Annotated in this window: 28 protein-coding genes; 21 read left to right on the forward strand and 7 right to left on the reverse strand. The window is 61.6% G+C overall.

Translation table 11 applies throughout. The annotated features are described in order from the left end of the window. Nucleotides 1-37 precede the first annotated feature (37 nt). The 5 genes from BN1800_RS08865 to cimA all read left to right on the forward strand — a co-directional run bounded on the left by BN1800_RS08865 (nucleotide 38) and on the right by cimA (nucleotide 4,199). Nucleotides 38-511 carry a GFA family protein gene (locus tag BN1800_RS08865; protein WP_027507398.1) on the forward strand — a complete coding sequence of 158 codons (474 nt, stop codon included), beginning with the start codon at nucleotides 38-40 and terminating at the stop codon, nucleotides 509-511. Beyond that, a complete protein-coding gene (locus tag BN1800_RS08870) occupies nucleotides 490-996 on the forward strand; it encodes a GFA family protein (RefSeq protein ID WP_375714115.1) in 507 nt (168 codons plus the stop codon). Before BN1800_RS08865 ends, BN1800_RS08870 begins: the two co-directional genes overlap by 22 nt. Further along, nucleotides 993-1,469, forward strand: a complete 477-nt coding sequence (locus tag BN1800_RS08875; RefSeq protein ID WP_027507400.1) for a GFA family protein — start codon at nucleotides 993-995, stop codon at nucleotides 1,467-1,469. The genes BN1800_RS08870 and BN1800_RS08875 overlap by 4 nt, the downstream gene beginning before the upstream one ends. Next, the gene (gene pip, locus BN1800_RS08880; protein WP_027507401.1) at nucleotides 1,466-2,425 is read left to right on the forward strand and encodes a prolyl aminopeptidase; all 960 of its coding nucleotides are present in this window, start codon (nucleotides 1,466-1,468) and stop codon (nucleotides 2,423-2,425) included. The genes BN1800_RS08875 and pip overlap by 4 nt, the downstream gene beginning before the upstream one ends. A 160-nt stretch (nucleotides 2,426-2,585) precedes the next feature. Next, nucleotides 2,586-4,199 carry a citramalate synthase gene (cimA, locus tag BN1800_RS08885; RefSeq protein ID WP_027507402.1) on the forward strand — a complete coding sequence of 538 codons (1,614 nt, stop codon included), beginning with the start codon at nucleotides 2,586-2,588 and terminating at the stop codon, nucleotides 4,197-4,199. 3 nt (nucleotides 4,200-4,202) lie between these two features. Here the strand turns inward: cimA and BN1800_RS08890 are convergent, their stop codons facing one another. After that, nucleotides 4,203-5,075 carry a protein-L-isoaspartate O-methyltransferase family protein gene (locus tag BN1800_RS08890; RefSeq protein WP_086996561.1) on the reverse strand — a complete coding sequence of 291 codons (873 nt, stop codon included), beginning with the start codon at nucleotides 5,073-5,075 and terminating at the stop codon, nucleotides 4,203-4,205. A 111-nt stretch (nucleotides 5,076-5,186) separates the two neighbouring features. Here BN1800_RS08890 and rarD point away from each other — a divergent pair, with 111 nt between their 5' ends. Next, nucleotides 5,187-6,101: an EamA family transporter RarD gene (rarD, locus tag BN1800_RS08895; protein WP_027507404.1), complete on the forward strand. Its 915-nt coding sequence runs from the start codon at nucleotides 5,187-5,189 to the stop codon at nucleotides 6,099-6,101. A 10-nt stretch (nucleotides 6,102-6,111) separates the two neighbouring features. Here rarD and BN1800_RS08900 read toward each other — a convergent pair whose 3' ends face one another. Next, complete coding sequence (locus BN1800_RS08900) at nucleotides 6,112-6,735, reverse strand: LOG family protein (RefSeq protein ID WP_027507405.1); 624 nt, start codon at nucleotides 6,733-6,735, stop codon at nucleotides 6,112-6,114. A 155-nt stretch (nucleotides 6,736-6,890) separates the two neighbouring features. Between BN1800_RS08900 and BN1800_RS08905 the strand changes: the two genes are divergently transcribed. From BN1800_RS08905 to BN1800_RS41335, 5 genes are all read left to right on the forward strand, one after another. Further along, nucleotides 6,891-8,882 carry a LysM peptidoglycan-binding domain-containing protein gene (locus BN1800_RS08905; RefSeq protein WP_027507406.1) on the forward strand — a complete coding sequence of 664 codons (1,992 nt, stop codon included), beginning with the start codon at nucleotides 6,891-6,893 and terminating at the stop codon, nucleotides 8,880-8,882. A 212-nt stretch (nucleotides 8,883-9,094) separates the two neighbouring features. Beyond that, nucleotides 9,095-10,972: an ABCB family ABC transporter ATP-binding protein/permease gene (locus BN1800_RS08910; RefSeq protein WP_086996565.1), complete on the forward strand. Its 1,878-nt coding sequence runs from the start codon at nucleotides 9,095-9,097 to the stop codon at nucleotides 10,970-10,972. Nucleotides 10,973-11,049: 77 nt separating this feature from the next. Next, nucleotides 11,050-11,811: a phosphatidylserine decarboxylase gene (locus tag BN1800_RS08915; protein ID WP_280173950.1), complete on the forward strand. Its 762-nt coding sequence runs from the start codon at nucleotides 11,050-11,052 to the stop codon at nucleotides 11,809-11,811. A 17-nt stretch (nucleotides 11,812-11,828) separates the two neighbouring features. After that, nucleotides 11,829-12,674, forward strand: a complete 846-nt coding sequence (gene pssA, locus BN1800_RS08920) for a CDP-diacylglycerol--serine O-phosphatidyltransferase (protein ID WP_027507409.1) — start codon at nucleotides 11,829-11,831, stop codon at nucleotides 12,672-12,674. Nucleotides 12,675-12,832: 158 nt separating this feature from the next. Further along, nucleotides 12,833-12,976, forward strand: a complete 144-nt coding sequence (locus tag BN1800_RS41335) for a hypothetical protein (RefSeq protein ID WP_165928296.1) — start codon at nucleotides 12,833-12,835, stop codon at nucleotides 12,974-12,976. Here BN1800_RS41335 and BN1800_RS08925 read toward each other — a convergent pair. The 3 genes from BN1800_RS08925 to BN1800_RS08935 are packed head-to-tail and all read right to left on the reverse strand — an operon-like array spanning nucleotide 12,973 to nucleotide 14,744. Next, the gene (locus BN1800_RS08925; RefSeq protein WP_086996568.1) at nucleotides 12,973-13,596 is read right to left on the reverse strand and encodes a LysE/ArgO family amino acid transporter; all 624 of its coding nucleotides are present in this window, start codon (nucleotides 13,594-13,596) and stop codon (nucleotides 12,973-12,975) included. The genes BN1800_RS41335 and BN1800_RS08925 overlap by 4 nt on opposite strands. Nucleotides 13,597-13,630: 34 nt before the next feature. Next, nucleotides 13,631-14,392, reverse strand: coding sequence for an SOS response-associated peptidase (locus BN1800_RS08930; RefSeq protein WP_086996571.1), 762 nt, complete (start codon nucleotides 14,390-14,392; stop codon nucleotides 13,631-13,633). A 31-nt stretch (nucleotides 14,393-14,423) separates the two neighbouring features. Next, nucleotides 14,424-14,744 carry a YnfA family protein gene (locus BN1800_RS08935; RefSeq protein WP_027507412.1) on the reverse strand — a complete coding sequence of 107 codons (321 nt, stop codon included), beginning with the start codon at nucleotides 14,742-14,744 and terminating at the stop codon, nucleotides 14,424-14,426. Nucleotides 14,745-14,824: 80 nt separating this feature from the next. Here BN1800_RS08935 and BN1800_RS08940 point away from each other — a divergent pair, with 80 nt between their 5' ends. The 9 genes from BN1800_RS08940 (at nucleotide 14,825) to BN1800_RS08980 (ending at nucleotide 20,464) form a co-directional block, all read left to right on the forward strand. Beyond that, complete coding sequence (locus BN1800_RS08940) at nucleotides 14,825-15,241, forward strand: NUDIX hydrolase (protein WP_027507413.1); 417 nt, start codon at nucleotides 14,825-14,827, stop codon at nucleotides 15,239-15,241. Between the two features lie 36 nt (nucleotides 15,242-15,277). Continuing rightward, entirely contained in the window at nucleotides 15,278-15,733 is a 456-nt protein-coding gene (locus BN1800_RS08945; RefSeq protein WP_027507414.1) for a TIGR02301 family protein, read from the forward strand. A gap of 100 nt (nucleotides 15,734-15,833) precedes the next feature. Continuing rightward, the gene (locus BN1800_RS08950) at nucleotides 15,834-16,091 is read left to right on the forward strand and encodes a hypothetical protein (RefSeq protein ID WP_027507415.1); all 258 of its coding nucleotides are present in this window, start codon (nucleotides 15,834-15,836) and stop codon (nucleotides 16,089-16,091) included. A gap of 11 nt (nucleotides 16,092-16,102) precedes the next feature. Next, complete coding sequence (locus BN1800_RS08955; protein ID WP_086996574.1) at nucleotides 16,103-16,852, forward strand: hypothetical protein; 750 nt, start codon at nucleotides 16,103-16,105, stop codon at nucleotides 16,850-16,852. 78 nt (nucleotides 16,853-16,930) lie between these two features. Continuing rightward, complete coding sequence (gene ygfZ, locus BN1800_RS08960; RefSeq protein ID WP_086996577.1) at nucleotides 16,931-17,770, forward strand: CAF17-like 4Fe-4S cluster assembly/insertion protein YgfZ; 840 nt, start codon at nucleotides 16,931-16,933, stop codon at nucleotides 17,768-17,770. Between the two features lie 26 nt (nucleotides 17,771-17,796). Further along, nucleotides 17,797-18,372 (forward strand): HD domain-containing protein, encoded by a 576-nt coding sequence (locus BN1800_RS08965; protein ID WP_086996730.1) that lies wholly within the window; start codon nucleotides 17,797-17,799, stop codon nucleotides 18,370-18,372. Continuing rightward, complete coding sequence (locus BN1800_RS08970) at nucleotides 18,369-18,899, forward strand: tyrosine phosphatase family protein (protein ID WP_086996580.1); 531 nt, start codon at nucleotides 18,369-18,371, stop codon at nucleotides 18,897-18,899. Before BN1800_RS08965 ends, BN1800_RS08970 begins: the two co-directional genes overlap by 4 nt. A gap of 32 nt (nucleotides 18,900-18,931) precedes the next feature. After that, complete coding sequence (locus BN1800_RS08975; RefSeq protein ID WP_086996733.1) at nucleotides 18,932-19,828, forward strand: mechanosensitive ion channel family protein; 897 nt, start codon at nucleotides 18,932-18,934, stop codon at nucleotides 19,826-19,828. A gap of 60 nt (nucleotides 19,829-19,888) precedes the next feature. Further along, nucleotides 19,889-20,464: a hypothetical protein gene (locus BN1800_RS08980; RefSeq protein WP_086996582.1), complete on the forward strand. Its 576-nt coding sequence runs from the start codon at nucleotides 19,889-19,891 to the stop codon at nucleotides 20,462-20,464. Between the two features lie 27 nt (nucleotides 20,465-20,491). Here the strand turns inward: BN1800_RS08980 and BN1800_RS08985 are convergent, their stop codons facing one another. Together BN1800_RS08985 and BN1800_RS08990 are read right to left on the reverse strand one after the other, a co-directional pair. Then, on the reverse strand, nucleotides 20,492-21,007 hold the full coding sequence (locus BN1800_RS08985) for a superoxide dismutase family protein (protein ID WP_086996736.1): 516 nt from the start codon (nucleotides 21,005-21,007) through the stop codon (nucleotides 20,492-20,494). Between the two features lie 125 nt (nucleotides 21,008-21,132). Continuing rightward, a complete protein-coding gene (locus tag BN1800_RS08990; RefSeq protein ID WP_086996584.1) occupies nucleotides 21,133-21,465 on the reverse strand; it encodes a hypothetical protein in 333 nt (110 codons plus the stop codon). Nucleotides 21,466-21,900: 435 nt separating this feature from the next. On the opposite strand from BN1800_RS08990, the gene BN1800_RS08995 reads away from it, so the two are divergent. Next, nucleotides 21,901-23,694, forward strand: coding sequence for a putative bifunctional diguanylate cyclase/phosphodiesterase (locus BN1800_RS08995; RefSeq protein ID WP_086996587.1), 1,794 nt, complete (start codon nucleotides 21,901-21,903; stop codon nucleotides 23,692-23,694). Nucleotides 23,695-23,732 lie beyond the last annotated feature (38 nt).

Below are 23,732 nucleotides of genomic sequence, written 5' to 3' on the forward strand. Positions count from 1 at the left end.
GTGTCTTTTCGCCCACGCCAAACTGGAGGAGGCCGCAATGACCGTCTACACCGGCGGCTGCCAATGCGGGGCGATCCGCTTTCGGCTCGAAGGCGGGCTTACGCATTCGTCGATTTGCCATTGCCGCATGTGCCAGAAGGCATTCGGCGGCTATTATGCGCCGCTGGTTTCCGTACGTGGAGCCGATTTTGAGTGGACGCGCGGCGAGCGGAAGACATTCCGGTCGTCCAATTTCGCCGAGCGCGGCTTCTGCGGCGATTGCGGCACGCCGCTGACCTATGAGGCACCGGACGGGATGGCGATCGCCGCGGGCGCGTTCGACGATCCGTCGGCGCTGCCCCCGACAACCCAATACGGCATCGAAGGAAAGCTGCCGTTCACGGACAAACTGCACGAGCTTCCCGGCACCCGGACTGAGGACGACACCGAGGCGGCCGAATTCATCAACGAGATCGTCTCCTATCAGCATCCGGATCACGACACGGCGGAATGGCCGGAGGAGCGCAAGTGACGGCGGGAGCAAGCCATAGCGGCGGATGCCAATGCGGCGCGGTGCGTTATCGCGCTTCCGGCGAGCCCGGCTATCCGCATGTCTGCCATTGCCGCATGTGCCAGAAGGCGGCCGGCAACTATTTTCTGCCGCTTGGCAGTTTCATGCGCGTCGATTTCGCCATCACGCGCGGCGAACCGAAGTGGTTCCGCTCCTCCGATCTCGTGCGCCGCGGCTTCTGCGGGGATTGCGGCACGCCGCTCTTCTACGACATTCCCGAAGCCGATTCCGTCAATATTACGCTGGGATCGCTGGACGAGCCCGATGCGGTCAAACCGGTGATGCAATCGAATACCGGCCGCAAGATGAGTTGGTTCCACGCGCTGGACACGCTGCCGGTGGAGCCCGACGATGAAAGTTCGGAGCGCGAAGGCGCGATCGCGGCGAGCAACCATCAGCATCCCGATCACGATACGAGCCACTGGCCGTCCGGAGGACAGACATGAGCGAAATCATTCGAACAGGCGGTTGCCAGTGTGGCGCCGTACGTTTCCGCATCAAAGGCAAGCTGGGGCGGCCGTCGATCTGCCATTGCCGCATGTGCCAGAAGCAATTCGGCGGCTTCTTTTCCGCGCTCGTCACCGCGCCGGACGAGGGCGTGGAGTGGACACGCGGCGAGCCGAGTTACTTCCAATCCTCGGTCAATATCGACCGCGGCTTCTGCAGCAGTTGCGGCACGCCGATGACCTACCGGCATCCGGGCGGACTGGAGCTCGCCATTGGCACCTTCGACGACCGCAGCGATCTCGCGCCGCAGATACAGGTGAACTACGACTCGCGCCTGCCCTGGGTCGAAACGATCTTCGAGGCACCGGTTCATCGGGATCCTGATTACTATTCCCGGCAGGAGCAGATCATCTCCTTCCAGCATCCCGACCATGATACCAAGGCCTGGCCCGCGAAAGGCGTGAAGATATGACCGAAGTGCTGCGTACGCTCTATCCTGAAATCGAACCCTATGCATCGGGCCATCTCGATGTCGGCGACGGCCATGTGATCTACTGGGAGCGCAGCGGAACGCCGGGCGCCAAGCCGGCCGTCTTCCTGCACGGCGGTCCGGGCGGCGGCATTTCGCCAGTTCACCGCCGCCTCTTCGATCCGGCGCTCTACGACGTGACGCTGTTCGACCAGCGCGGCTGCGGCAAGTCCACGCCGCATGCCGACTTGAATGCCAACACGACGTGGCATCTGGTCGCCGATATCGAGCGGCTGCGCGACATGGCGGGGGCCGAGAAATGGCAGGTCTTCGGCGGCTCCTGGGGCTCGACGCTGGCGCTCGCCTATGCCGAGAAGCATCCCGAACGGGTCTCCGAACTCGTCGTGCGCGGCATCTATACGCTGACGAAGGCGGAGCTCGACTGGTATTACCAGTTCGGCGTGTCCCAGATGTTCCCGGACAAGTGGGAGCGCTTCATCGCTCCGATCCCGCCGGAAGAGCGCCACGAGATGATGCATGCCTATCACCGCCGCCTGACGAGCGATAACAAGGCGATCGCGCTCGAAGCCGCACATGCCTGGAGCATCTGGGAAGGCGAGACGATCACGCTCCTGCCCGAGCCGTCGACCAGCGGCAAGTTCGAGGAGGCGGAATTCGCCTATGCCTTCGCCCGCATCGAGAACCACTTCTTCGTCAATGCCGGCTGGCTGGAGGAAGGGCAGCTCATCCGCGACACTTACAAACTCATTGATATCCCGGGCGTCATCGTGCACGGCCGCTACGACATGCCCTGCCCCGCACGCTTCGCCTGGGCGCTGCACAAGGCCTGGCCGAAGGCGGAGTTCCACCTGATCGAAGGCGCCGGCCACGCGTTTTCGGAACCCGGCATCCTGGATCAGCTGATCCGGGCGACGGACAAGTTTGCGGGGAAGGTCTGACGCATTGCCGCGAGGCCCCTAGCCTCTACCCGAGAGAGAGGGGACAACCCAAACGAGACCGGCGCAGCCCCCTTTTCCCCTCGGGGAGAAGGCCCGAAGGGCGAATGAGGCGCCACGCACACCAACAGAGACTAAAGGACCCGCTTGCCGGGAGGACGCTATGAAAGAACGCATCTACCTCTTCGACACGACGCTCCGCGACGGGCAGCAGACGCCCGGGATCGACTTTTCGGTCGAGGACAAGATTGCGATTGCGACCATGCTGGACGAGTTCGGCCTCGATTATGTCGAGGGCGGATATCCAGGTGCGAACCCGACGGATACCGCCTTCTTCGCAGAGAAGCGCACCAGCCAAGCAGCGTTCGTCGCCTTCGGCATGACAAAGCGGCCCGGCGTTTCCGCCTCTAACGATCCGGGGCTTGCCGTTCTCTTGCAGGCACAGAGCGATGCGATCTGTTTCGTTGCCAAGAGCTGGGACTACCACGTCAAAGTCGCGCTCGGGTGCACCAATGAGGAAAACCTCGAATGCATCGCTGAGAGCGTGAAGGCAGCCGTTGCCGCCGGCAAGGAAGCGATGGTCGATTGCGAACATTTCTTCGACGGTTACAAGGCCAATCCCGCCTATGCGCTCGCCTGCGCAAAAACGGCCTATGAAGCGGGAGCGCGTTGGGTCGTGCTCTGCGACACCAATGGCGGCGCGCAGCCACCCGAGATCCGCGCCATCGCCGAGGCGGTGATCGCTGCGGGCGTCCCCGGGCACTGTCTCGGCATCCATGCGCATAACGATACCGGCCAGGCGGTGGCCAATTCGCTTGCCGCCATCGAGGCCGGCGTGCGCCAGATCCAGGGAACGCTTAACGGCATCGGCGAGCGTTGTGGCAATGCCAACCTGGTGACTCTGATCCCGACGCTGGCCCTGAAGGACAGCTACAGCACGCGCTTCGAAAGCGCCATCGATACGGAACGGCTGGTCAACCTTACGCTGCTTTCGCATGCTTTCGATGAACTTCTCAACCGCTCGCCGGACCACCAGATGCCCTATGTCGGCGCTTCGGCCTTCGCCACGAAGGCGGGCATCCATGCCTCCGCGCTGCTCAAGGATCCGCGCACCTACGAACATGTGCCGCCGGAAAGCGTCGGCAATTTCCGCAAGGTCATGGTCTCCGACCAAGGCGGCAAGGCGAATTTCATCAATGCGCTGAAGCGCCGCGGGATCGAGGTCACCAAGGACGATCCGAAGCTCGACCGGCTGATCTCCATCGTCAAGGAACGCGAGGCCACCGGTTATGCCTATGAGGGCGCAGATGCGAGCTTCGAGCTGCTGGCGCGCCGCACGCTCGGCACGATCCCGGAATTCTTCTCGGTCGAAGGCTTCCGCGTGATGGTCGAGCGCCGCTTCGACTCGCACGGGCGGGTGAAGATCGTTTCCGAAGCCGTGGTGAAGATGGTCATCGACGGCCACACGATCATGTCGGTGGCAGAAGGCGACGGCCCGGTCAACGCGCTCGACCTGGCACTGCGGAAGGATTTCGGCAAATACCAGCACGAAATCGACGATCTGGTCCTCGCCGACTTCAAGGTGCGTATCCTCAACGGCGGCACGGAAGCTGTCACCCGCGTTCTCATCGAATCCACCGATAGCGACGGCGTGCGCTGGTGGACGGTCGGCGTCTCGGAAAACATCATCGACGCCTCGTTCCAGGCGCTCATGGATTCGGTGATCTACAAGCTGATGAAGAACCGGCAGCTGGCGGGCAAGATCGCGGCGGAGTGAGGATCACGGCTCCTCGAAGGAAAGCCCCCAGTCCTGCTCGCCATAGCACTCCTCCCCATGGGGCGCGGTCCGCCAGCGGAAACTGCGAACCTGAAACAGCCGGCGGCTGTGGAAGGCTTCCCCCAGTCCCTCGTGGCGGCCGCCCGGTGGCGGTTCCTGACCCTCGGCCCAAACGAAGGAGACAGGCTGAATGAAGCGGGCGCCAAAACCCCTGGCGCGCCGGTCTATAAGCAGGAAGCCTGCCGAACGGGTGAAGCCGGTCGACCTGCCATTCTTGACTGCCGGGATTCCGAGCGGAAACAACAGCCGCCCACTGATGCCCAGGTTTTCGATCCAGGCGGCCGGCGGGTGATCGAGCGCGAAATTGACGTAGATGACGTCGGCGTCCTCCTTCGGCCATTCGGCCGCATCGCCCTGCACCACTTCAACATTGGGATAACCGGAAAGGTTTTCTCGCGCCTTTTCGGCCAGCGCCTTGTCGTATTCGATCGCGACGATCTTGCCAGCGGAGCCGACGAGTCCGGCAATGATCGCGGTGTAATAACCGGTCCCGACGCCCAGATGGGCAACCGTCTCGCCCTCCCGGATTCCAAGCGTATTCAGAGCAGACGCGTGAAGGGAGGGCATACCGTTGTTGACCCCGCGCTGGGTGTCGAGGCCTATCAACAAGTCCTGATAAAGCACGAGCGGATCGGTGGAAGCCATTTCCCGATAATTACGGAAGTCGTTATAGACCCAGGGCGGCGGGCCGACGAATTTCTCACGCGGTACTTCGGCAAAGGCCGCAAGCAGCCTGTCGTTCTTCGCAACACCTGCCTTCGCCAGTATCTGGCGGGCATAAATCTGCCGGTATGGCGGCTCATCCTCGAAAGCCATGCAACTCCTCCGCTTCAAATCCGCTGACGATCCATTCACCGAAATGAATTGGTCTATTCACGGCACTTACGCTAATCGAGATCAGAAGAAGAACAAAGATGGAAACACCCGATGTCTGCCGAAGCGAGCCCTGCTGCCGTCAAGAACGAAGATAGCACGCGCGGTTTCGCGTTTGCGCTGGCGGCCTATCTTCTGTGGGGATTCCTGCCGATCTACATGAAGGCGCTGGCGCATATTTCGCCGGCGGAGGTGATCGCGCATCGCGTTCTCTGGTCCGTTCCGATTGCCGGGCTCGTGCTGCTCGCGCTCGGCCGCACGCAGGACATCCGTGACGCGCTGCGCTCGCCGCGCATGCTTGCCATGGCGGCGCTGACGGCGGCGCTCATCACCGTCAACTGGGGCACCTATGTCTGGGCGATCGGCGCCGGGCATTCGCTCGATGCCGCGATGGGCTATTTCATCAATCCGCTGATCAGCATCTTCATGGGCGCGGTGCTGCTCAAGGAGAAACTGCGCCCAGTCCAGATCGTCGCCATCGGGCTGGCGGCAGTTGCTGTTGTCGTTCTCGCCGTCGACGGCGGCGGGCTTCCGTGGGTGGCGCTGACGCTCGCCTTCAGCTGGGCTTTCTATGCCTTCTTCCGCAAGACACTGCCGCTTGGCCCCAACCAGGGCTTCCTGCTCGAAGTGCTGATCCTCAGCGTTCCAGCCATCCTCTACATCGTCTATCTGGAGTTCTTCAGCGGACAGGGCCACTTCGTTCAAACAAGCTTTAGTGATACGGCCCTGCTTTTCGGCTGCGGTATCGTCACCGCCGCGCCGCTGATGATCTACGCCAACGGCGCAAAGCTTCTGAAGCTCTCGACGATCGGCATCATGCAGTACATCGCGCCGACGATGATCTTCCTGATCGCGATCTTCGTCTTCCACGAACCACTTGATACAGCGCGCATGATCGCCTTCCCGCTCATCTGGGCAGGCCTCGTGCTTTACACTTGGTCGATGCTGAACGCGACGCGCGGGCGCTGAGCGCCTCGCTTCACATCTTCGAAATCACAGCATCCTCGCCCTCACGGTCGGCAGCGAGTTCGGCTGCCTGCGCCATAATGGCGGGAATGATGCCGGAGATGTCGTCGATCACGAGCGGCTGCACGCGGTGCGCCGTGTGCACGAAGCCCTCGTCAGTCATGTGCTTCATCAGTTCCATCATCGGGTCCCAGAAGCCCTTGATGTTGGCGAAGACCATCGGCTTCTCGTGACGGGCAAGCTGCGCCCAGGTCATGATCTCGACGATTTCCTCCAGCGTGCCGATCCCGCCCGGCAGCGCCACGAAGGCGTCGGAGCGCTCGAACATCAGGTGTTTGCGCGCATGCATGTCCGGCGTTACAATGAGCTCGTTGAGCTGGCCGAGGGAATGGCGCGTCGCCTCCATGTCGATCAGGAATTCGGGGATGATGCCGGTCACCTGCCCCCCATTGGAAAGCACGCCGCTCGCAACAGCACCCATGATGCCTTTGGTGCCGCCGCCATAGACGAGCCGCAGGCCGTATTCGGCGATTTCTTTGCCGAGCGCGCGCCCGGCGGCCATGTATGCTGTATCCCGCCCGGGCCTCGACCCGCAGTAGACACAGATGGACTGAATTGAATGAGATTGATCGCTCATATGGGAAAACAACTATTCCATGCCTGCGCAGTCAAGAAAAATGACAGAAAAGCTGCGCGTCGAGCCTGCGTCATTGCTTTGAATGCTTGTGAAAAGCAATGGGAATCGCTAGCAATTTTTAGTACTACGGCACATTTGCCGGCTGGGGAGAGTAAATGATGAGAAATCGTGCCGGCTTGCTGGCTTTCGCAGTGCTTGCAGTTGCAATCCTTCTGATGGTCTTCGTGGTCATGCCCCGGATCGGCGAAGACGCGGCAAAAGTTGGCGATGCCATCAATCAAGCAGGCTCCGAGGTCAAGAACACGGTTGAAGAAGCCGGCAAGACCGCGCGTAACACGGCTGCCGACGCGGCGGCTACGACTGAGAAGCTCGGCCGTCTTTCCGCCGACGCAGGTCAGTCTCTCACGCAACTTAAGGCGCTCTTTGCGGACGGCAAGGGTCCGACGGCCGAAGCATTCGATGCCGCCAAGACAAAGGCGGCAGGCTCGCTGAGGGCGCTCGCTGACTTCGCGATCCCCGAAGGGACCGATCCGGCAACTGCGGCCACCGCCTCAAAAGCCAAGGACGGCGCGGCAAAGGCGCTGGCAATCGTCCAGGCCCTGCCAGAAAACATCGCCGACGCGCTTGCCGCCATCTCCAAGGCTGAAGCCGAACTGTCCGGTGCAAGCCAGCCCGCGGCACCGGCAACTGATGCGAATGCCGGATCGAAGCTTCCCGCTTTCGACGTCCTGCGCGTAGAGCCGGACGGATCCACCGTCATCGCCGGTTCGGCCACGCCGAACAGCAAGCTCGAAGTGATGGATGGCGACAAGGTTGTCACCACGACGAATGTCGGCCCGACCGGCGATTTTGCAGCCGTCCTCGACAACCCGCTGCCGCCCGGCGACCATCAGCTCGTGCTCAAGGCGACCGGCCAGGACGGCAAGAGCCAGACCTCGGAAGAAGTCGCAACCGTCTCCGTTCCGAAGGATGGCAGCGGAGCCGAACTTCTTGCCATGGTTTCCAAGCCGGGCGCGGCGAGCCGCATCATCACGGCGCCGACGGCCGGCACGCCGGCTGCTCAGCCTGCAGCAGGCGGCGACCAGGCTTCCGCTCAGCCCGGCCTGCCGGCCGGCTCGCCTGAGATCGCCAATACCGCACCCGCAGTTCCGTCCGCGCCACAGGCAGGCGCACCTTCGGCGCCCGCCGAGGTGATGGTCAATGCGGTTGAAATCGAAGGCAAGAAGATCTTCGTCGCCGGCACCGCCAAGCCGAACGCCAACGTGATCGCCTATGCGGACGACGCCCTGATCGGCAAGGCAACAGCAGGTGGCGACGGCCATTTCGTCATCGACGGCGTCATGGAACTTTCGGTCGGCGACCACAAGATTCGCGTGGATGTCGTCGACGGCAGCGGCAAGGTGGTCATTCGCGCTTCCGTCAACTTCACCCGCCCGGCAGGCGACCAGGTCACCGTTGCGGCACAGCCCGGAAAACCGCCCGCAAACGGCGCCGGTGCCGCGATGGTTCCGCTCGATGAAGGCGAACTCGGCAAGCTGAGGGCCGATGCGGGCAAGGCGTTTGGACTGCTGAAGGGCCTTTTTGCCGACGGCAAGCTCCCCGGCGCCGAGCAGCTTGCAGCAGCGCGTTCGGCAACTGAATTCGCGCTCCGCTCGATCGCCGACTTCCGTCCGGCAGCAGAAGCAACGCCTGCCCTCAAACAGACGGCGGGCACGGCCTCCCAGTCGGCATCCAGCGCGCTCGCCATGCTCCAGGCGCTGCCGAAGGATGCAAAGTCCGTAGGCGATGCTCTCGGCAAGCTAGGGACGACGATCGACAGTCTTACGGCCATGCCAACGCCAAAGGCAGCCGGCGCACCGGCTTCAAACGAAGCAGCCGCCGACCCAAGCCAGCCAAAGACGATCGAGCAGGCGCCGCTGACGGCGGACAACACCGCCGTCATCATCCGCCGCGGCGATACGCTGTGGCAGATTTCGCGCCGCGTCTATGGCCTCGGCGTGCGTTACACGACGATCTACATCGCGAATGAAACCCAGATCAACAATCCGGACCGCATTCTGCCCGGCCAGATCTTCGGCCTGCCGAAGGAAGCGCTGCCGAACGCCGAAGAGCTTCATCGCAAGCGCCTTTCCGGCGAGCATCTCTAAGCCGAAGCAAATGATGGAAAGGCCGGGCCGATATCGCGCCCGGCCTCTGTCCGCCCCGGCTTTTCACATGTTGCATTCGCACGCCGCGCACCCTATCTGGCGGAGACGGCGATCCTGTCTGCGGAGGCTCAATCGGGCATCTCCGCCTTTTGCACTTTTGCCGTATCGAAACGCCGCATTCGCGGCCGGGCCCGACCGGGCTGGAGATGGGCATGGCAAACGGCAAGACGGTTTCGGAATCCAACCTGCTGCGGACGCTCTTCAATCTTTGGCCCTACATGTGGCCTTCCGGCCGGACGGACCTGAAGATGCGCGTCGTCTGGGCGACGGTCTACTTGCTCGTCTCCAAGTTCGTGCTCCTGCTTGTTCCCTATTTCTTCAAATGGTCGACCGACGCCCTGAATGGCCGCGTGGATCTCGCCGGTACGCTGCCGCCGCTCCTCGTCGGCGCGACGGTACTGGTGATCGCCTATAACCTCACCCGTCTGATCCAGCTTGGCCTCAATCAGCTGCGCGACGCGCTCTTTGCCAGCGTCGGGCAATATGCGGTGCGCCAACTCGCCTACCGGACGTTCGTGCATATCCACGAACTCTCGCTGCGCTTTCATCTGGAGCGCAAGACCGGCGGGCTGTCGCGCATCATCGAGCGCGGCACCAAGGGCATCGAGACGATCGTTCGCTTCACGATCCTGAACTCGGTTCCGACCGTCATCGAATTCCTGCTGACGGCCGTGATCTTCTGGTGGGGCTACGGCTTCTCCTATCTCGCGGTGACGGCCTTCACCGTCTGGGCCTATATCTGGTTCACGATCCGCGCGTCCGACTGGCGCATCGCCATCCGCCGGGCGATGAACGACAGCGATACCGACGCCAACACCAAGGCGATCGATTCCCTCCTCAACTTCGAGACCGTCAAATATTTCGGCAACGAGGAGATGGAGGCCAGACGCTTCGACAGGTCGATGGAAAGCTACGAGAAGGCGGCGACCGATGTCTGGACCTCGCTCGGCTGGCTGAACTTCGGCCAAGGCGTCATCTTCGGCATCGGAACGACGGTCATGCTCTTGCTTTCAGCCTTTGCCGTCCAGCGCGGCGAGCAGACCATCGGCGACTTCGTTTTCGTTAATTCCATGCTGTTGCAGCTTTCCGTGCCGCTCAACTTCATCGGCTTCGTCTACCGTGAAATCCGCCAGGGCCTTACCGATATCGAACAGATGTTCGACCTGCTCGACGTGACGCCCGAAGTAACCGATGCGCCCAACGCTGCACCGCTCAAGATCGGCCAGGGCGCGATCAGCTTCAAGGACGTGCATTTCGCCTACGATCCGGCGCGGCCGATCCTCAAGGGGATATCCTTCGAGGTTCCGGCCGGCAAGACGGTCGCGGTTGTCGGCCCCTCGGGCGCCGGCAAATCGACGCTTTCGCGCCTGCTCTACCGTTTCTATGACATCCAGAGTGGGGCGGTCACCGTCGACGGCCAGGATATCCGCCATGTCACGCAGAAAAGCCTTCGCTCGGCGATCGGCATGGTGCCGCAGGATACCGTGCTCTTCAACGATACCGTCGCCTACAATATCCGCTACGGCCGCCCGTCGGCCAGCGATGCTGAGGTGAAGGCGGCTGCGGAAATTGCCCAGATCGCGCATTTCATCGAACTGCTGCCGGAAGGCTTCGAAACCAAGGTCGGCGAACGCGGATTGAAACTTTCGGGCGGCGAGAAACAGCGCGTCGCCATCGCCCGAACGATTCTGAAGGCGCCGCCGATCCTGATCCTCGACGAGGCGACTTCGGCGCTCGACACTACGACGGAGCGGGAGATCCAGACGGCCCTCGACGTCGTTTCGAAAAACCGCACGACACTCGTCATCGCTCACCGCCTGTCGACCGTCATCGGCGCCGACGAGATCATCGTGCTAAAGAGCGGCGAGATCACCGAGCGCGGTACGCATGCGGCGCTGCTCGAGAAGGACGGCCTCTACGCCTCGATGTGGAACCGCCAGCGCGAAGCGACGCAGGCGGAGGAACATCTGAAACAGGTACGCGAAAGCGACGACCTGGGCATCGTTGCCCGTCTCGCGCCGGCAAGCTGAGCGTTCGAACCAAACGACCGCTTTGCCGTTTTGCTGTTTAGAACCATGCCATAAGGTCGAGCGGAAGCGGCACGGCATTGCTCCCGCAGGACTTTTTCTATAACCAGCGGGAACGAAAAAGCGCGAGGAGACCAGCGTCGATGAGCTTGCTCAATACCGTTCGAAACACCATCGTTCCGGTGCACAAGGAAGGCTATGTATTCGTCGCCGCGTTCTTCGTAGCCTCGCTGATCCTTGGCTGGATATTCGAGCCACTCTTCTGGGTCGGTCTCGTCCTGACGCTCTGGTGCGCTTACTTCTTCCGCGATCCCGAGCGCATGACGCCGCAGGATGACGATCTGGTGATCTCGCCGGCCGACGGCAAGGTTTCCTCGATCCAGATGGTCACCCCACCCGCCGAGCTCGATCTCGGCAGCGAGCCGATGCTGCGCATCTCCGTCTTCATGAACGTCTTCAACTGCCATGTGAACCGCTCGCCGGTGCGCGGCCGCGTCGTCAGCATCAACTACCGGTCGGGCAGCTTCGTGAATGCCGAGCTCGACAAGGCGAGCGAGGACAACGAGCGCAATGGCCTGGTGATCGAGACCGTCCACGGCCAGGTCGGCGTCGTGCAGATCGCTGGCCTCGTCGCCCGCCGTATTCTGTGCTGGGCCAATAACAACGAGCCGCTGGATGCCGGCGAGCGTTTCGGCCTTATCCGCTTCGGCTCCAGACTCGACGTATTCCTTCCTGCCGGCGCGGCGGCGCGTGTATCGCTCGGCCAGACGGCAATTGCCGGCGAAACGGTGCTTGCTGAATTCGGCTCCCCCAAAGGGCCGGTCATCAGCCGCCGCAGCTAGAACGAATGGAGCGCGCTATGGAGACGCCTTTTCCGCCCTTTGAACCGAACGGCCCCAACGATTCGGCGCGCGGTCCGCGGCTCCGCGAAATTCCGCTGCGGCTCGTCGTTCCCAATCTCATCACGATCCTGGCGATCTGCGCGGGGCTGACCGGCATCCGCCTCGCTTTCGAAGGCCGCTACGAGCTGGCGGTGATGATGGTGCTGCTGGCCGCCTTTCTCGACGGCATCGACGGGCGCATCGCCCGCCTGATGAAAGCAACCTCCAAGTTCGGCGCACAGATGGATTCTCTCGCCGACATCGTCAATTTCGGGGTCGCGCCGGCGCTTGTCGTCTATGTCTTTGCGCTCGACAGCGCGCGCTCCATCGGCTGGATCGCCGCGCTGATCTATGCGATCGCCGCCGGCCTCCGCCTTGCCCGTTTCAACGTCATGGCGGAACGGGAAAGCCGCGCGCCCTGGCAATCCGAGTATTTCGTCGGCGTGCCCGCGCCTGCCGGGGCCATGCTGGTGCTCCTGCCCGTCTATCTCGGATTCCTCGGCCTCACCGAGGACCGCACCTTCGCCTATATCTCTTCGGCCTATACGGTCCTGATCGCTTTCCTGCTCATCAGCCGCCTGCCCGTCTGGTCCGGCAAGTCGGAAGGCAGCCGCCTGCGGCGCGATCTCGTGCTGCCGCTGATGCTCGGTGTCGTGCTTTATGTCGCCCTGCTGATGAGCTTCACGTGGGAAGTCATGGTGTTCACCGTCATCGTCTACCTGCTGTCGCTGCCCTTTGGGGCACGCAAGTGGCGGCTGAAGTACGGCACGCTCACGATCGAAGAGCCGGGCGACGGCGACGACGATATCGGCCGCCACATCTGATTTCATGCTCCTCCGATACGCCGCACCGAGCGCGGGGCTTCGCCTCGCGCGATGTGATTGGCGTACACAATTCCTGACAAGCCATGCCTCTATTTTGTCGTCTTTGGCGACAAAAGAGCAAAATAATAAAAAGTCTAGGGAAACGTAAGGAGAGTATCGTGAGTTCGAATAAGACGGATCAGGCGGAACAAGCGGCAAAACCGGATCTGAGTACACATTACCGCCCGGTCGGCCTCAAGGCCGTACTGGCCGCCGCGCTGATGCTGAAGAGCAAGCCGCCCATCGTCAAGAAAGTCTCCTAAGCCGGACGGAAGAAGCGAACGAGTAGGCTGATTGCCAGCAGGCTCATGACGATACCGATGATGACATCGAGGACCCGCCACGCGGCGGGTTTTGCGAAGACCGGCTGCAGCAGACGCGCGCCATATCCCAGCCCGAAAAACCAGAGGAATGACCCGACGGCAGCCCCTGCCCCGTAGGCGATTCGATCCGACCCCTGGTAGGCGGCCGAAAGGCTGCCGAGCAGGACGACCGTATCCAGATAGACATGCGGATTGAGGAATGTGAAGGCCAGGCAGGTGGCAACGGCGGCCTTCAGGCTCAGTCCGTCTGGTGCTCCCGCCTTCATGACGCCGGGATGCAGCGAGCGGCGGAAGGCCATGACGGCATAGACACCGAGAAAGATCGCGCCGCCGAGCGTCACGACGGAAATCAGCGCCGGCGAATGCGAGATCAGGGTTCCGAGGCCGGCGACGCCGGCTGCGATCAGCAGCGCATCCGACAGAGCGCAGATCAGGCAGATGACGAAGACATGCGAGCGCAGCAGCCCCTGGCGTAGCACGAAAGCATTCTGTGCACCGATCGCAATGATGAGGGATGCGCCGAGGAAGAAACCCGAAAGGGCAGCCGAGATCGAGAACATTTGTTATCCGGAAAATGCTGAATGATGTGAGGTTTCAGAAGAAGCTGAGTTGGTCGCCGCCAGGTTTCTTGCCGGGCGGTTTCGCCGGCTTCTCGACAACGACGGGCGTTTGCAGATCGGCCCCCATATTGATGACCTTATTGACTTTGTCAGAGACGGGGATCGCTTCGAAGAAGTCCTCTTCTGCGGGCCGCATCAAGCCAGCGACATCCCGCGGCTCCTGCGTTTTGCAGTCGAGCCAGCGAGCGAAATCCTCCGGCTTGATGACGACCGGCATGCGGTCGTGGATCGATGCAATGGACGCGTTGGCGGCTGTGGTCAGGATCGCGCCCGTATCGACTTCCGAGCCGTCAACGGACGACCAGGTTTCCATCAGGCCGGCGAGAGCGACCACGCCGCCGCGGCGAGGCCTGATCCAATAGGCCTGCGGTTTCTCGCCGCTTTCCTTCGAGGGACGGTGCCACTCGTAAAAGCCGGAGGCCGGGACGAGCACGCGGCGATGGCGCATGGCGGCACGGAAGGATGCCTTGCCGGTCGCGGTTTCGGCCCGCGCATTGATGAGCAGCGGAAATTCCTTGGGATCCTTCACCCAGGATGGCGTGAAGCCCCAACGCACCAGCACGGCGCGACGATCCGGAAGATTGCTGCCCCTCACCTGCGTTTCGCCGGAAACGACGACGAGGATCGGCTGTGTCGGCGCAATATTGTAGCGAGCGGGAAAGTCCTCAAGCTCGAGAAGCCCAAGTATCTCCTTCAACTCCTCGGGGGTCAGCGTCAAGGCATAGCGTCCGCACATGACGTTGTCTTTGCACCCTGTTTTGCAGCGGTCAAGGCCGCGGCCCGAAGAGGATGATCGCCGCCCCTGCAAGGCAGACGGCCGCGCCGCCGATATCCCAGCGGTCCGGAACGCGATTTTCCACAAGCCACAGCCATAAAAGTGATGCGACGATATAAATGCCGCCATAGGCTGCGAAGGTGCGGCCGGCCGCCTCGCTCGGCACCAGCGTCAGAAGCCAGGCGAAAAGCGCAAGCGAAACCATGCCCGGCGCGAGCCACCAGACCGGCTTGCCTATCCGGAGCCATGCCCAGAAGGCGAAGCAACCGGCGATTTCAAAAAGGGCCGCAAAAGCGTAGATGATGTAGGTCAGGCACGCTTCCCTTCGAATCGGCGATTGAATATTCAAAACGAGAATACGGAAATCCCGGCTGAGTGTAGAGACGGCAGGTCATGACTTCAAATCCAAGAGCAGCGTCTTCGGCGATCCTTGAGCGCGACGGCCGCTTCCTTCTCGTACTCCGCCGCAACCCGCCGTCTGCTGATATGTATGCCTTTCCCGGCGGCCGGGCGGAAAATAGCGAGACACCGGACCAGACCGCGCTGCGCGAATTCGAGGAGGAGACCGGCATCCGCGCCTATAATCCGCAGCTCTTTGCGGCCTACGACCTGAAGGCCCATGCCGCCGACGGCAGCGTCAGCAGCCATTTTCTCCTTTCGGTTTTCACCGTAGAGGCTGACGGGAAAGCGATCGCCGAAGCTTCGGACGACGCGGCCGCTCTCGGGTGGTACACCGTCGAGGAAATCCGCCGCTTGCCGGTGCCCCAGTCGGTGCTTGAATGCGCCGAACGGCTCTCCGTGCGACAATAACGGCGTGGATAGTCATCAGCCCGCCTTGTTCCGGTCATGGCGAGGGTATCAACTATCAGCATGATTCCCGTTCGACGCGTTTTCTTGTCTCTCGTTGTCTGCGCCGGTTCGGCTATGGCGGCTGTGGCATGGGCGCAGGACAAGGCACCGCCGGTCGAGCCCGAAACCATACCTGCAGCGCCCGCCATCGTGCCTTATGACGACAAGCTTTTGCGGCTGGCGGAAGTGATCGGGTCGGTTCATTACCTGCGCACGCTCTGCAAGGCGCCGGGCGGCAGTGAATGGCGAAGCGACATGCAAAGGCTGCTGGATTCGGAGACGAAAGACGAACCGCAGCGGAAGGAAAAGCTGACGGCGGCGTTCAACCACGGCTACCGCGCTTTTGCTTCGGTCTACACCGATTGCACTCCATCGGCCATCGTGGCAGAAGAGCGCTACCGTAACGAAGGTGCAACACTCGCCACAGAAATTACCTCGCGCTTTGGAAATTAGCGTTTAATTAACCTGTTTTCACTCGCGCGCGTGTCGTTTTGGGAAAAGGCTGATAGACTTGTTAACCAGGCAGTAAGGCATGCAATTTGAGGAAGAAATGATGGAACCAAGCCTCAATGACATCGACGATATGATCGTCCACGAAAAGATGCAGGCGGCTCTGGAGTACCACAACGAAGCCTGGGCCGACGGTATGGCTGATGGTATCGAGCCAGAGATCATTGCCGATACGGCAATCGTTCAAGCGTTGCGCGAAACGATCCGCCGTCATGGCGAAAAGGGCGCAGAGGCACTGCTTGATTCGTTGCGTGAACGTATGTTGGGTGGCGAATTTTCTCCGAACCGCACCCTGCAATAATAGAGAGTCCCATGCGTACCGGTAAGGACACCGTATCGCGGCCTTCGATCGCGCCGCTCCTCCTCGCTGTTTGTTTCAGCGCCGGCATTCTGGCGGCTCCTTCGGCAAATGCTCTTTCTGAACTGCAGAAGATTCCGGGCCAAGCCGATCCGCAGGCGGCCGATCAGGAAAACCCCGAGCAGTCCCAGACACCGCCTTCCACGTCCCCCGGCGTGCCGATGCCGGATCCCCTCGTCAACAAGGACAGCAGCCAAAGCGCGGACACGACACCCGGCGCCATCGACGATTCGAAGCCGGTCGACGTGATCTACGACATCAGCAAGGTGCCGGAACCCGTGCGCCGCATGCGCGAGCAGATCGTGGAAGCCGCCGCGTCCGGCGATCTGGAACGCCTGCGACCGCTCTTCGGCACTGGTGCCGAGCAGACGCAGGTGACAGTGGGCGAGCCGACAGACGACCCGATCGGCACGCTGAAAGACCTTTCGGGCGATCCAGACGGCGACGAGATCCTTGCTATCATGCTCGACGTGATCTCGACCGGCCTCGTGCATGTCGGCGCAGGCACGCCGGACGAGATGTATGTTTGGCCTTATTTCGCCGAGAAGGACCTCAAGACGCTGACGCCGCCGGAGCGGGTGGAACTGCTGCGCATCGTTACCGCGGGCGATCTTTCCGACATGCAGGAATTCGGAGGCTACAACTTCTATCGTCTCGGCATCACGCCTGCTGGCAAATGGAAGTTCTTCACCGCCGGCGACTGACTTCAACCTTTCAATCCCGCTTGCAGCAGGTGCACGGAAGACCTACTTCTGAGCGATAACGAACGCACAGGTTTCGCCATGCCAGCCGTCTTTCTGAACGATCGCGCGCTTATCCGCGTCTGCGGCGCCGACGCCGAATCCTTCCTGCACAATCTCATTACGACCGACATCATCTCGCTTTCCGCGAGCGAAGCGCGGCCGGGTGCACTGCTGACGCCGCAGGGAAAGATCCTGTTCGACTTCATGATCTGGCGCGACGGCACCGATTTCGTCATCGAGACGGACGCGGGGCAGCGGGAAGCGCTCGTGAAGCGGCTTACCATGTACAAGCTGCGTGCCGCTGTGACACTTGAGGTAGTCGAAGAGCCTGGCGTTACCGTTTCTTGGGACGAAGACACCGCCGAAGGCGTGGCCGACAGCCGCTTTGCGAAGGCCGGGGTGGTGCTTCTGCGCCGCGGCGGCAATCACGGCGCGGCGGATGCCGCACTTTACGATGCGTTGCGCGCTGCGCACGGCGTTGCGATTTCCGGTGCGGATTTCGCCCTGCAGGACGCGTTTCCGCATGACGTGCTGCTGGATCTGAACGGCGGGCTTTCCTTCAGGAAGGGATGCTATGTCGGTCAGGAAGTGGTTTCCCGCATGCAGCATCGCGGCACCGCGCGGCGGCGTGTCGTATCGGTCAGCGCGGATGCTGATCTTCCGGCAACAGGGACCGAAATCACCGCGACCGGAAAGCCGGTCGGCACTTTGGGCACGGTCGCCGGCAGAAATGGACTTGCGATCGTCCGCATCGATCGCGTTGGCGAAGCGATCGCAAATGGCACTCCGCTCTTGGCGGGAGAGACGACAGTTTCGCTGACGCTGCCGCCCTGGTCCGGCCTCACCTTCCCTGCCAGCACCGACGAGGCGAGCGCGTGAGCAAGGAGCCGCGTGCATGGCAACGCATGCTTTCCGGCCGGCGCCTCGATCTGCTGGATCCCTCGCCGCTTGATGTCGAACTCAGTGATATCGCCCATGGTCTGGCACGTGTCGCGCGCTGGAACGGCCAGACCTCCGGGAACCACGCCTTTTCCGTCGCCCAGCACTGCCTCGTCGTCGAGGACATCTTCCGGCGGTTCAACGATGCGACGCCGGACGACTGCATGATGGCCCTGCTGCACGATGCCCCGGAATATGTGATCGGCGATATGATCTCGCCTTTCAAGGCGGTGGTGGGCGGCGGCTACAAGGTCGTGGAGAGGCGGCTCGAGGCGGCGGTTCACCTGCGCTTTGGCCTGCCGCCGCATCCTTCGCGGGAACTCAAGGACAAGATCAAGAAGGCCGATACGATCGCCGCCTATTTCGAGGCGACCTGCCTTGCCGGTTTCACGCCGGTCGAAGCGCAGAAATTCTTCGGCCAGCCGCGTGGCGTCAGCAAGGACATGCTGTTGATCGAGCCGCTTCCGGCGCTGGAGGCGCAGCGGCTGTTCTGTGAACGCTTCGAAGCGATCGAAACGATGCGTAGGCGCGCGAAACCATGACAAGGATCGTCGTTTCACCGCTTTCGCGGATCGCCGAAATGGCGGTGCGCTACGGGGCGCGGGAGATGATCAGCCTGATGGCGAAGGAACAGGCCTTTCACCGTCCGGGCGTGATTGCTGCCGACCGTCATCTGCTGTTGCACATGAACGACATCGCCTTCAAGGGAACGGGAAACTTGGTTGCGCCCGAGGAGGCGCATGTGCGCCAGCTGATCGACTTCGCCGCCGCCTGGGATCAACGCTCGCCTTTGCTCATCCATTGCTGGATGGGGGTTTCGCGCTCCCCCGCAGCCGCCCTGATCGCGGCGCTTTCGCTTGCGCCGGACCAGGACGAGATTGCGCTGGCAAGGTGCCTGCGCAGCGCCTCGCCCTATGCGACGCCCAATGCGCGCATCGTCGAGATCGGCGATGTGCTTCTTCAGAGAAAGGGCCGTCTGGTGGAGGCCGTCCGGGCCATCGGACGTGGCGCGGATACCGACGGCAATGCGCCTTTCGTGCTGCCGTTCGCCGCGGAATTCGCCGGTTGACGCTTCTGCCGCCTGCCCCATCTAGCCTTGGCATGGAGCAGGCAACCGACGTCATCGCGGCAACCCGAACGGCACTCAACGAAGCAAGCGCGCTGGCCGTGCAATACTCATTCTCGATCCTCGGGGCGATCATCCTTCTGATCGGCGGCTGGCTCATGGCGCGTTTCGTGAGCCGTTGGGCCTATGAAGGCATGTCGCGGGTGCGCGGCATCGACGAAACGTTGGTGCGTTTCTTCACAAATGTGTTGCGCTATGCATTGCTGATCCTCGTTTTTGTCACGGTTCTTGCCCAGTTCGGCGTTCAGACTGCGTCGATCATCGCCGCTCTTGGTGCTGCGGGCCTGGCGATCGGACTTGCGCTGCAGGGCACGCTGCAGAATATCGCGGCGGGCATCATGCTGCTCATCCTGCGCCCCTTCCGGGTTGGCGAGTATATCGAGACGAGCAGCGTCTCGGGCACGGTGCGCGAGATCGGTCTCTTCGCCACGGAGTTCAAGACGGGTGACGGGCTCTATCGCCTCGCGCCCAATTCGATCCTCTGGAACACGCCGATCACCAATTACAGCCGGGAACCGACGCGCCAGAACGAGTTGAAGATAAGCCTTGCCTACGAAGACGATGCCGATGTGGCCATGGAGCGATTGCTCGGCTTTGCCAAAGCCGATCCGCGCGTGCTGAAAACGCCAGTACCGGCCGTCTTCATCGACAGCATGAGCGGCGCCACGATTGGTCTCACCCTGCGCTATTGGGCCAAGACCGGAGACTGGTGGGGCGTGAGCCGCGACATGATCAAGCGCGCCAAGCTTGCGATCGATGAGGCCGGGCATCTCATTCCTCCATCCGGCGCTGAAGCGCAGCCCGGACCGGCCGCCGCCGATGCCGAAATGACAGCAGACGAGCCAAAAATGCGAGAACGGAAAAGCCGGTAGGCCACTGGCGCACGGAACGTTTTGACTCGCCATCGGTTAACTTCCCAAGGAGACTGACCGATGCCGCTGCCGAACTACCGCGATACGTTTCTGCAGTGCCTGGAAACCCTGAAGGGTCTTACCGGGCGGTCGGAGGACTATGCCCGTTTCCGCTGGCAGGCGATCTATCTGACGCGCGGCCGCTTTTCCTATTTCTTCCGCGGCGCGTCCGACGGCCAAACGGCCGGCTTTTCCGGCCAGCAGATCGATCTGACGAACGGCGAAATCACCATCATTCCCGCCCGCTCCGCCGGTCTCTACGGAGCAACTTTCGGGCTTAACGAGGCGATTACGGCGTATGGCGGTCCGGCGAAGTCTGTCATCGATGTTGCGCATGCCTTCAATGAGGCAAGCGAGATGAGCTACCAGCCGGAGTTCTTTTATGTGCGGATGGACCTGCTTCACAGTGCCAACGACAGCCGGATGGGCCGTGCGGAGAATCCGCGTCTTCGGGAAAATACCAATCTGATCTTCGTCGGCCTCGAGGACCAGATAACGGCCGATTTGCTGGAGGAGAGCGATATCGCCCGCTGGGTTGCGCAGGAAAAGCCTATGGCTTCGACGGACTGGTACGCCGAGCGTTTCTACTACAGTTGAAAAAGGCGGTCTCAGCCGCCCTCACTGTCATTCGACAACACCGCAAGCGAGCCTTGCGCCCGCATCGCCCGCCGGCTGGCTGCGATAATCGTCCGAATTCGCATGGATCATCAGCGCGCGGCCGCGAATGCCATCCTTCTTATCATCGAGCGACACCATGCCGTCAAAGACCTGCGCGCGCAGGACGCCATCCTGGCCGACATGCTGGTTCGGCATGTCACCGGCGTGCGGACCCTTGGCGGTCAGCATGCCGTGCTCGGCCTGCGTCGGATTGAAATGCTTGCCAGCCGATTCATGATGGGTGGCCGCGTCGCATTTGCCGACTTCGTGGACGTGAAAACCCACCCACCTGTTTGCCGGAAGTCCAGAGACTTCGAGTTCGATCAACACGCCGCCATTTGCCGCAGCCGTCAGCATCGCACGGCCGTTCTCCTTGCCGTCTTCGCCGACAAAATTTGCAACCGCTGTCTGCTTATCCTGCGCAAATGCCATCGACGCTGATGCGGCAACTGCGAATACCGCAATCGTGACTATCCTTGCCATCGCGATTCCTTCCATTTTTGGGAGCTTATTGTTCCCAACGCCTCATGGAGGAAGGTGTTCCTGCCGCAGATCAGGCAAACAAAAAGCCGGCCACGCGGGTCGGCTTCAATTGCCGCAGGTCAGGATCAGGACGCAATATCGAGGTCGTACTGGCCGTATGTATTGCGGTAGAGTTCGAAGGCATGATCATCGGCCTGACCTGCCGTATCCTGAGAATTCGAAGCAACGCTCCCGGCGTCGCGGTCGCCTAGACCGATCATGAGTGCAAGAGCATTGTCGCCAGCCTTGGAGCGCGACTGGCGTTCCGCGTCGTCTTCGCCGAACTGCTTGAGAATGCCGGGCTTTTCATCAGCTGCACGCTCCCCGCGGCTCAACACGCCGTCGCCATTCGCGTCCAGCCGCGAAAGGGTTGCCAAATAGGCATAGGATGTTTCTGAAACAGATGAAACTTGAGTCATACAAACCTCCGTACACCGCCTTTTGCCGGTGATGTCTGTACGCAATACGATAGGAAACAATCAAAACTGACTCGGTGGATAAACTGATTTGCGAGTCGGGTCAATAAGCTGTTAACTTCTCAGTAACCAAGATTGACAAAGCCTTTATACGAGATTTGCTGCCTTGCATCCAACGCGTGCGCATGGCATGGCATGACATATGCGATTTCCTATATGTTTTGCAGGCAACCGATTGTTAATTCGGCTAACAAATAATGATTGCAACGGGTTGCCGCAGCAGGACCGGTCATTTCCGGCATTGTTTAAATCGATTATTTCAAAGATTTTCAGAAAGGCCTTTGCATGCGCGGTGCAAAGCGCAGCGCTTCCTGCCCAGACTTGAGGTGATGGGGCCTGCGATGAGTTGCAGCGGTCTGCATGCAGGATATTACCCTCATGGATGCTGAAACGCTCTTTTGGCAGCAATGCACCCAAGCCGTAAATGAAGACGGTTCTGTCGATGCGCAGCGCCTGATGGCGCTTGTCATCGAGACCTATCGAAGCCATGGCCGCGGGCGGGCCCTTTTCGCACTCGTGCTCGACAACCTGCCGCTGGGTCTCAGCGTCTTCGATTCGGCACAACGCCTGACCCTTTGCAACGGTCGATTCCGTCAGATCTTCGGTTTCTCCGACGATCAGGCAGTCCCCGGCGTTCCTGTGCAGGCTCTCAGCACCAATATCCACGGAAAGGAGAGGAAGGTGGCCCGATCCGCGTTCCGCTCCAAAGATGAGCGTACCGCGCCGCCCGGCCAAGGGAAAATCCGCCGGCGCGAATGGCTGATGGACGACGGCCGCGTTATCTTGAGTGTTGTGACCGTCTTGCCGGACGGCAGCAATATCGCGATCCATTCCGATATCACCGAAGAACGAAAGGCAGCCGAGCGGATCGCACATCTTGCCCATCACGATCCGCTGACCGGGCTGCCGAACCGCATCCGTTTTCGCGAGCAGGTCGATGCTGCCCTTTCCGAGCGTGCGCCGGACGAGCAGATCGCGCTCGTACACCTCAACCTCGACCGATTTAAATCCATCAACAATACGATGGGCGTTTCGACCGGCGACACCATCCTCCGCCAAGTTGCCGAACGCATCCGCGCATCGGCTGGCAGCGAGAACATGCTGGCCCGCCTCGGCTCCGACGAATTCGCGATCCTTCAACGCGGAAGGCAGCAGCCGTGGAATGTTACCGCGCTTGCCGACCAGATCCGCCGCGAACTTTCCGAGCCCTTCTTTCGCGGCGACAAGCAGATCGAACTCAGCGTCTCGATGGGAATCGCAGTCGCTCCCGAGGACGGCGCCGAGACGGACGTGCTGCTCCGCAACGCCGGCGTCGCGCTCTCGCAGGCCAAGGCGGACGGGCGCAAACGCGAGCGCTTCTTCACGAGCGAGATGGCCTCCCGCATCCAGGCCCGTCACGCGCTCGAAGCCGACCTTCGCCTAGCGCTGCAGAACGACGAATTCGAGTTGCACTACCAGCCGCTCTACGATCTGCGCCAACAGCGCATCTGCGGCTTCGAAGCGCTCGTGCGCTGGAACCATCCGACGCGCGGACGCGTGGCGCCGATGGAGTTCATTCCGCTCGCCGAAGAGGTCGGCCTTGTCGTCGATATCGGGCGCTGGGTCCTGAAAAAAGCGTGCAGCGAAGCAGCGTGCTGGCCGGAAGACATCAAGATCGCCGTCAACGTCTCGGCGATCCAGTTCACCAGCAGCGATCTGCTGGCCGATGTCGATGAGGCAGTCGCGGAGGCGGCGATATCGCCGGCGCGGCTGGAACTGGAGATTACCGAAAGCGTGCTGATGGAAAACCTCGGCGATACGCTGCCGATCCTCCATGCCCTGAAAGAGCGCGGCACCAGGATTTCCATGGACGATTTCGGCACCGGCTATTCGTCGCTGAGCTACCTCAGCAGCTTTCCCTTCGACAAAATCAAGATCGACAAGTCCTTCGTCAGCGGTATAGCCGAAAACAAGGAAGCCTACGCGATCATGCACGCGATCATCCTGCTCGGAGATGCGCTCGGCATGCGCGTCACGGTCGAGGGCGTCGAGACGGCCGAGCAGAAGAGCCTGCTCGAAAGCGAGGAATGCGACGAAATTCAGGGCTACTATATCAGCCCGCCGGCGCCGGCACCTGATGTCGCTCGCCTGCTTTCGGCATCACGCTCCGGATCCATGGCGAAGGCGAGCTGAGTGCTTCATTGCGACTCGTGTCCGGAAGCTTTATGCGG

This window comes from Rhizobium sullae (assembly GCF_900169785.1).
In the GTDB taxonomy this organism is placed as follows: domain Bacteria; phylum Pseudomonadota; class Alphaproteobacteria; order Rhizobiales; family Rhizobiaceae; genus Rhizobium; species Rhizobium sullae.

What these genes read in the sequence shown, in the direction of transcription:
- BN1800_RS08865 (WP_027507398.1), top strand. Translation starts at nt 38, where the DNA reads ATGACCGTCTACACCGGCGGCTGCCAATGCGGGGCGATCCGCTTTCGG.
- BN1800_RS08870 (WP_375714115.1), top strand. Translation starts at nt 490, where the DNA reads ATGGCCGGAGGAGCGCAAGTGACGGCGGGAGCAAGCCATAGCGGCGGA.
- BN1800_RS08875 (WP_027507400.1), top strand. Translation starts at nt 993, where the DNA reads ATGAGCGAAATCATTCGAACAGGCGGTTGCCAGTGTGGCGCCGTACGT.
- pip (WP_027507401.1), top strand. Translation starts at nt 1,466, where the DNA reads ATGACCGAAGTGCTGCGTACGCTCTATCCTGAAATCGAACCCTATGCA.
- cimA (WP_027507402.1), top strand. Translation starts at nt 2,586, where the DNA reads ATGAAAGAACGCATCTACCTCTTCGACACGACGCTCCGCGACGGGCAG.
- BN1800_RS08890 (WP_086996561.1), bottom strand. Translation starts at nt 5,075, where the DNA reads ATGGCTTTCGAGGATGAGCCGCCATACCGGCAGATTTATGCCCGCCAG.
- rarD (WP_027507404.1), top strand. Translation starts at nt 5,187, where the DNA reads ATGTCTGCCGAAGCGAGCCCTGCTGCCGTCAAGAACGAAGATAGCACG.
- BN1800_RS08900 (WP_027507405.1), bottom strand. Translation starts at nt 6,735, where the DNA reads ATGAGCGATCAATCTCATTCAATTCAGTCCATCTGTGTCTACTGCGGG.
- BN1800_RS08905 (WP_027507406.1), top strand. Translation starts at nt 6,891, where the DNA reads ATGATGAGAAATCGTGCCGGCTTGCTGGCTTTCGCAGTGCTTGCAGTT.
- BN1800_RS08910 (WP_086996565.1), top strand. Translation starts at nt 9,095, where the DNA reads ATGGCAAACGGCAAGACGGTTTCGGAATCCAACCTGCTGCGGACGCTC.
- pssA (WP_027507409.1), top strand. Translation starts at nt 11,829, where the DNA reads ATGGAGACGCCTTTTCCGCCCTTTGAACCGAACGGCCCCAACGATTCG.
- BN1800_RS08925 (WP_086996568.1), bottom strand. Translation starts at nt 13,596, where the DNA reads ATGTTCTCGATCTCGGCTGCCCTTTCGGGTTTCTTCCTCGGCGCATCC.
- BN1800_RS08930 (WP_086996571.1), bottom strand. Translation starts at nt 14,392, where the DNA reads ATGTGCGGACGCTATGCCTTGACGCTGACCCCCGAGGAGTTGAAGGAG.
- BN1800_RS08940 (WP_027507413.1), top strand. Translation starts at nt 14,825, where the DNA reads ATGACTTCAAATCCAAGAGCAGCGTCTTCGGCGATCCTTGAGCGCGAC.
- BN1800_RS08945 (WP_027507414.1), top strand. Translation starts at nt 15,278, where the DNA reads ATGGCGAGGGTATCAACTATCAGCATGATTCCCGTTCGACGCGTTTTC.
- BN1800_RS08950 (WP_027507415.1), top strand. Translation starts at nt 15,834, where the DNA reads ATGGAACCAAGCCTCAATGACATCGACGATATGATCGTCCACGAAAAG.
- BN1800_RS08955 (WP_086996574.1), top strand. Translation starts at nt 16,103, where the DNA reads ATGCGTACCGGTAAGGACACCGTATCGCGGCCTTCGATCGCGCCGCTC.
- ygfZ (WP_086996577.1), top strand. Translation starts at nt 16,931, where the DNA reads ATGCCAGCCGTCTTTCTGAACGATCGCGCGCTTATCCGCGTCTGCGGC.
- BN1800_RS08965 (WP_086996730.1), top strand. Translation starts at nt 17,797, where the DNA reads ATGCTTTCCGGCCGGCGCCTCGATCTGCTGGATCCCTCGCCGCTTGAT.
- BN1800_RS08970 (WP_086996580.1), top strand. Translation starts at nt 18,369, where the DNA reads ATGACAAGGATCGTCGTTTCACCGCTTTCGCGGATCGCCGAAATGGCG.
- BN1800_RS08975 (WP_086996733.1), top strand. Translation starts at nt 18,932, where the DNA reads ATGGAGCAGGCAACCGACGTCATCGCGGCAACCCGAACGGCACTCAAC.
- BN1800_RS08980 (WP_086996582.1), top strand. Translation starts at nt 19,889, where the DNA reads ATGCCGCTGCCGAACTACCGCGATACGTTTCTGCAGTGCCTGGAAACC.
- BN1800_RS08985 (WP_086996736.1), bottom strand. Translation starts at nt 21,007, where the DNA reads ATGGCAAGGATAGTCACGATTGCGGTATTCGCAGTTGCCGCATCAGCG.
- BN1800_RS08990 (WP_086996584.1), bottom strand. Translation starts at nt 21,465, where the DNA reads ATGACTCAAGTTTCATCTGTTTCAGAAACATCCTATGCCTATTTGGCA.
- BN1800_RS08995 (WP_086996587.1), top strand. Translation starts at nt 21,901, where the DNA reads ATGGATGCTGAAACGCTCTTTTGGCAGCAATGCACCCAAGCCGTAAAT.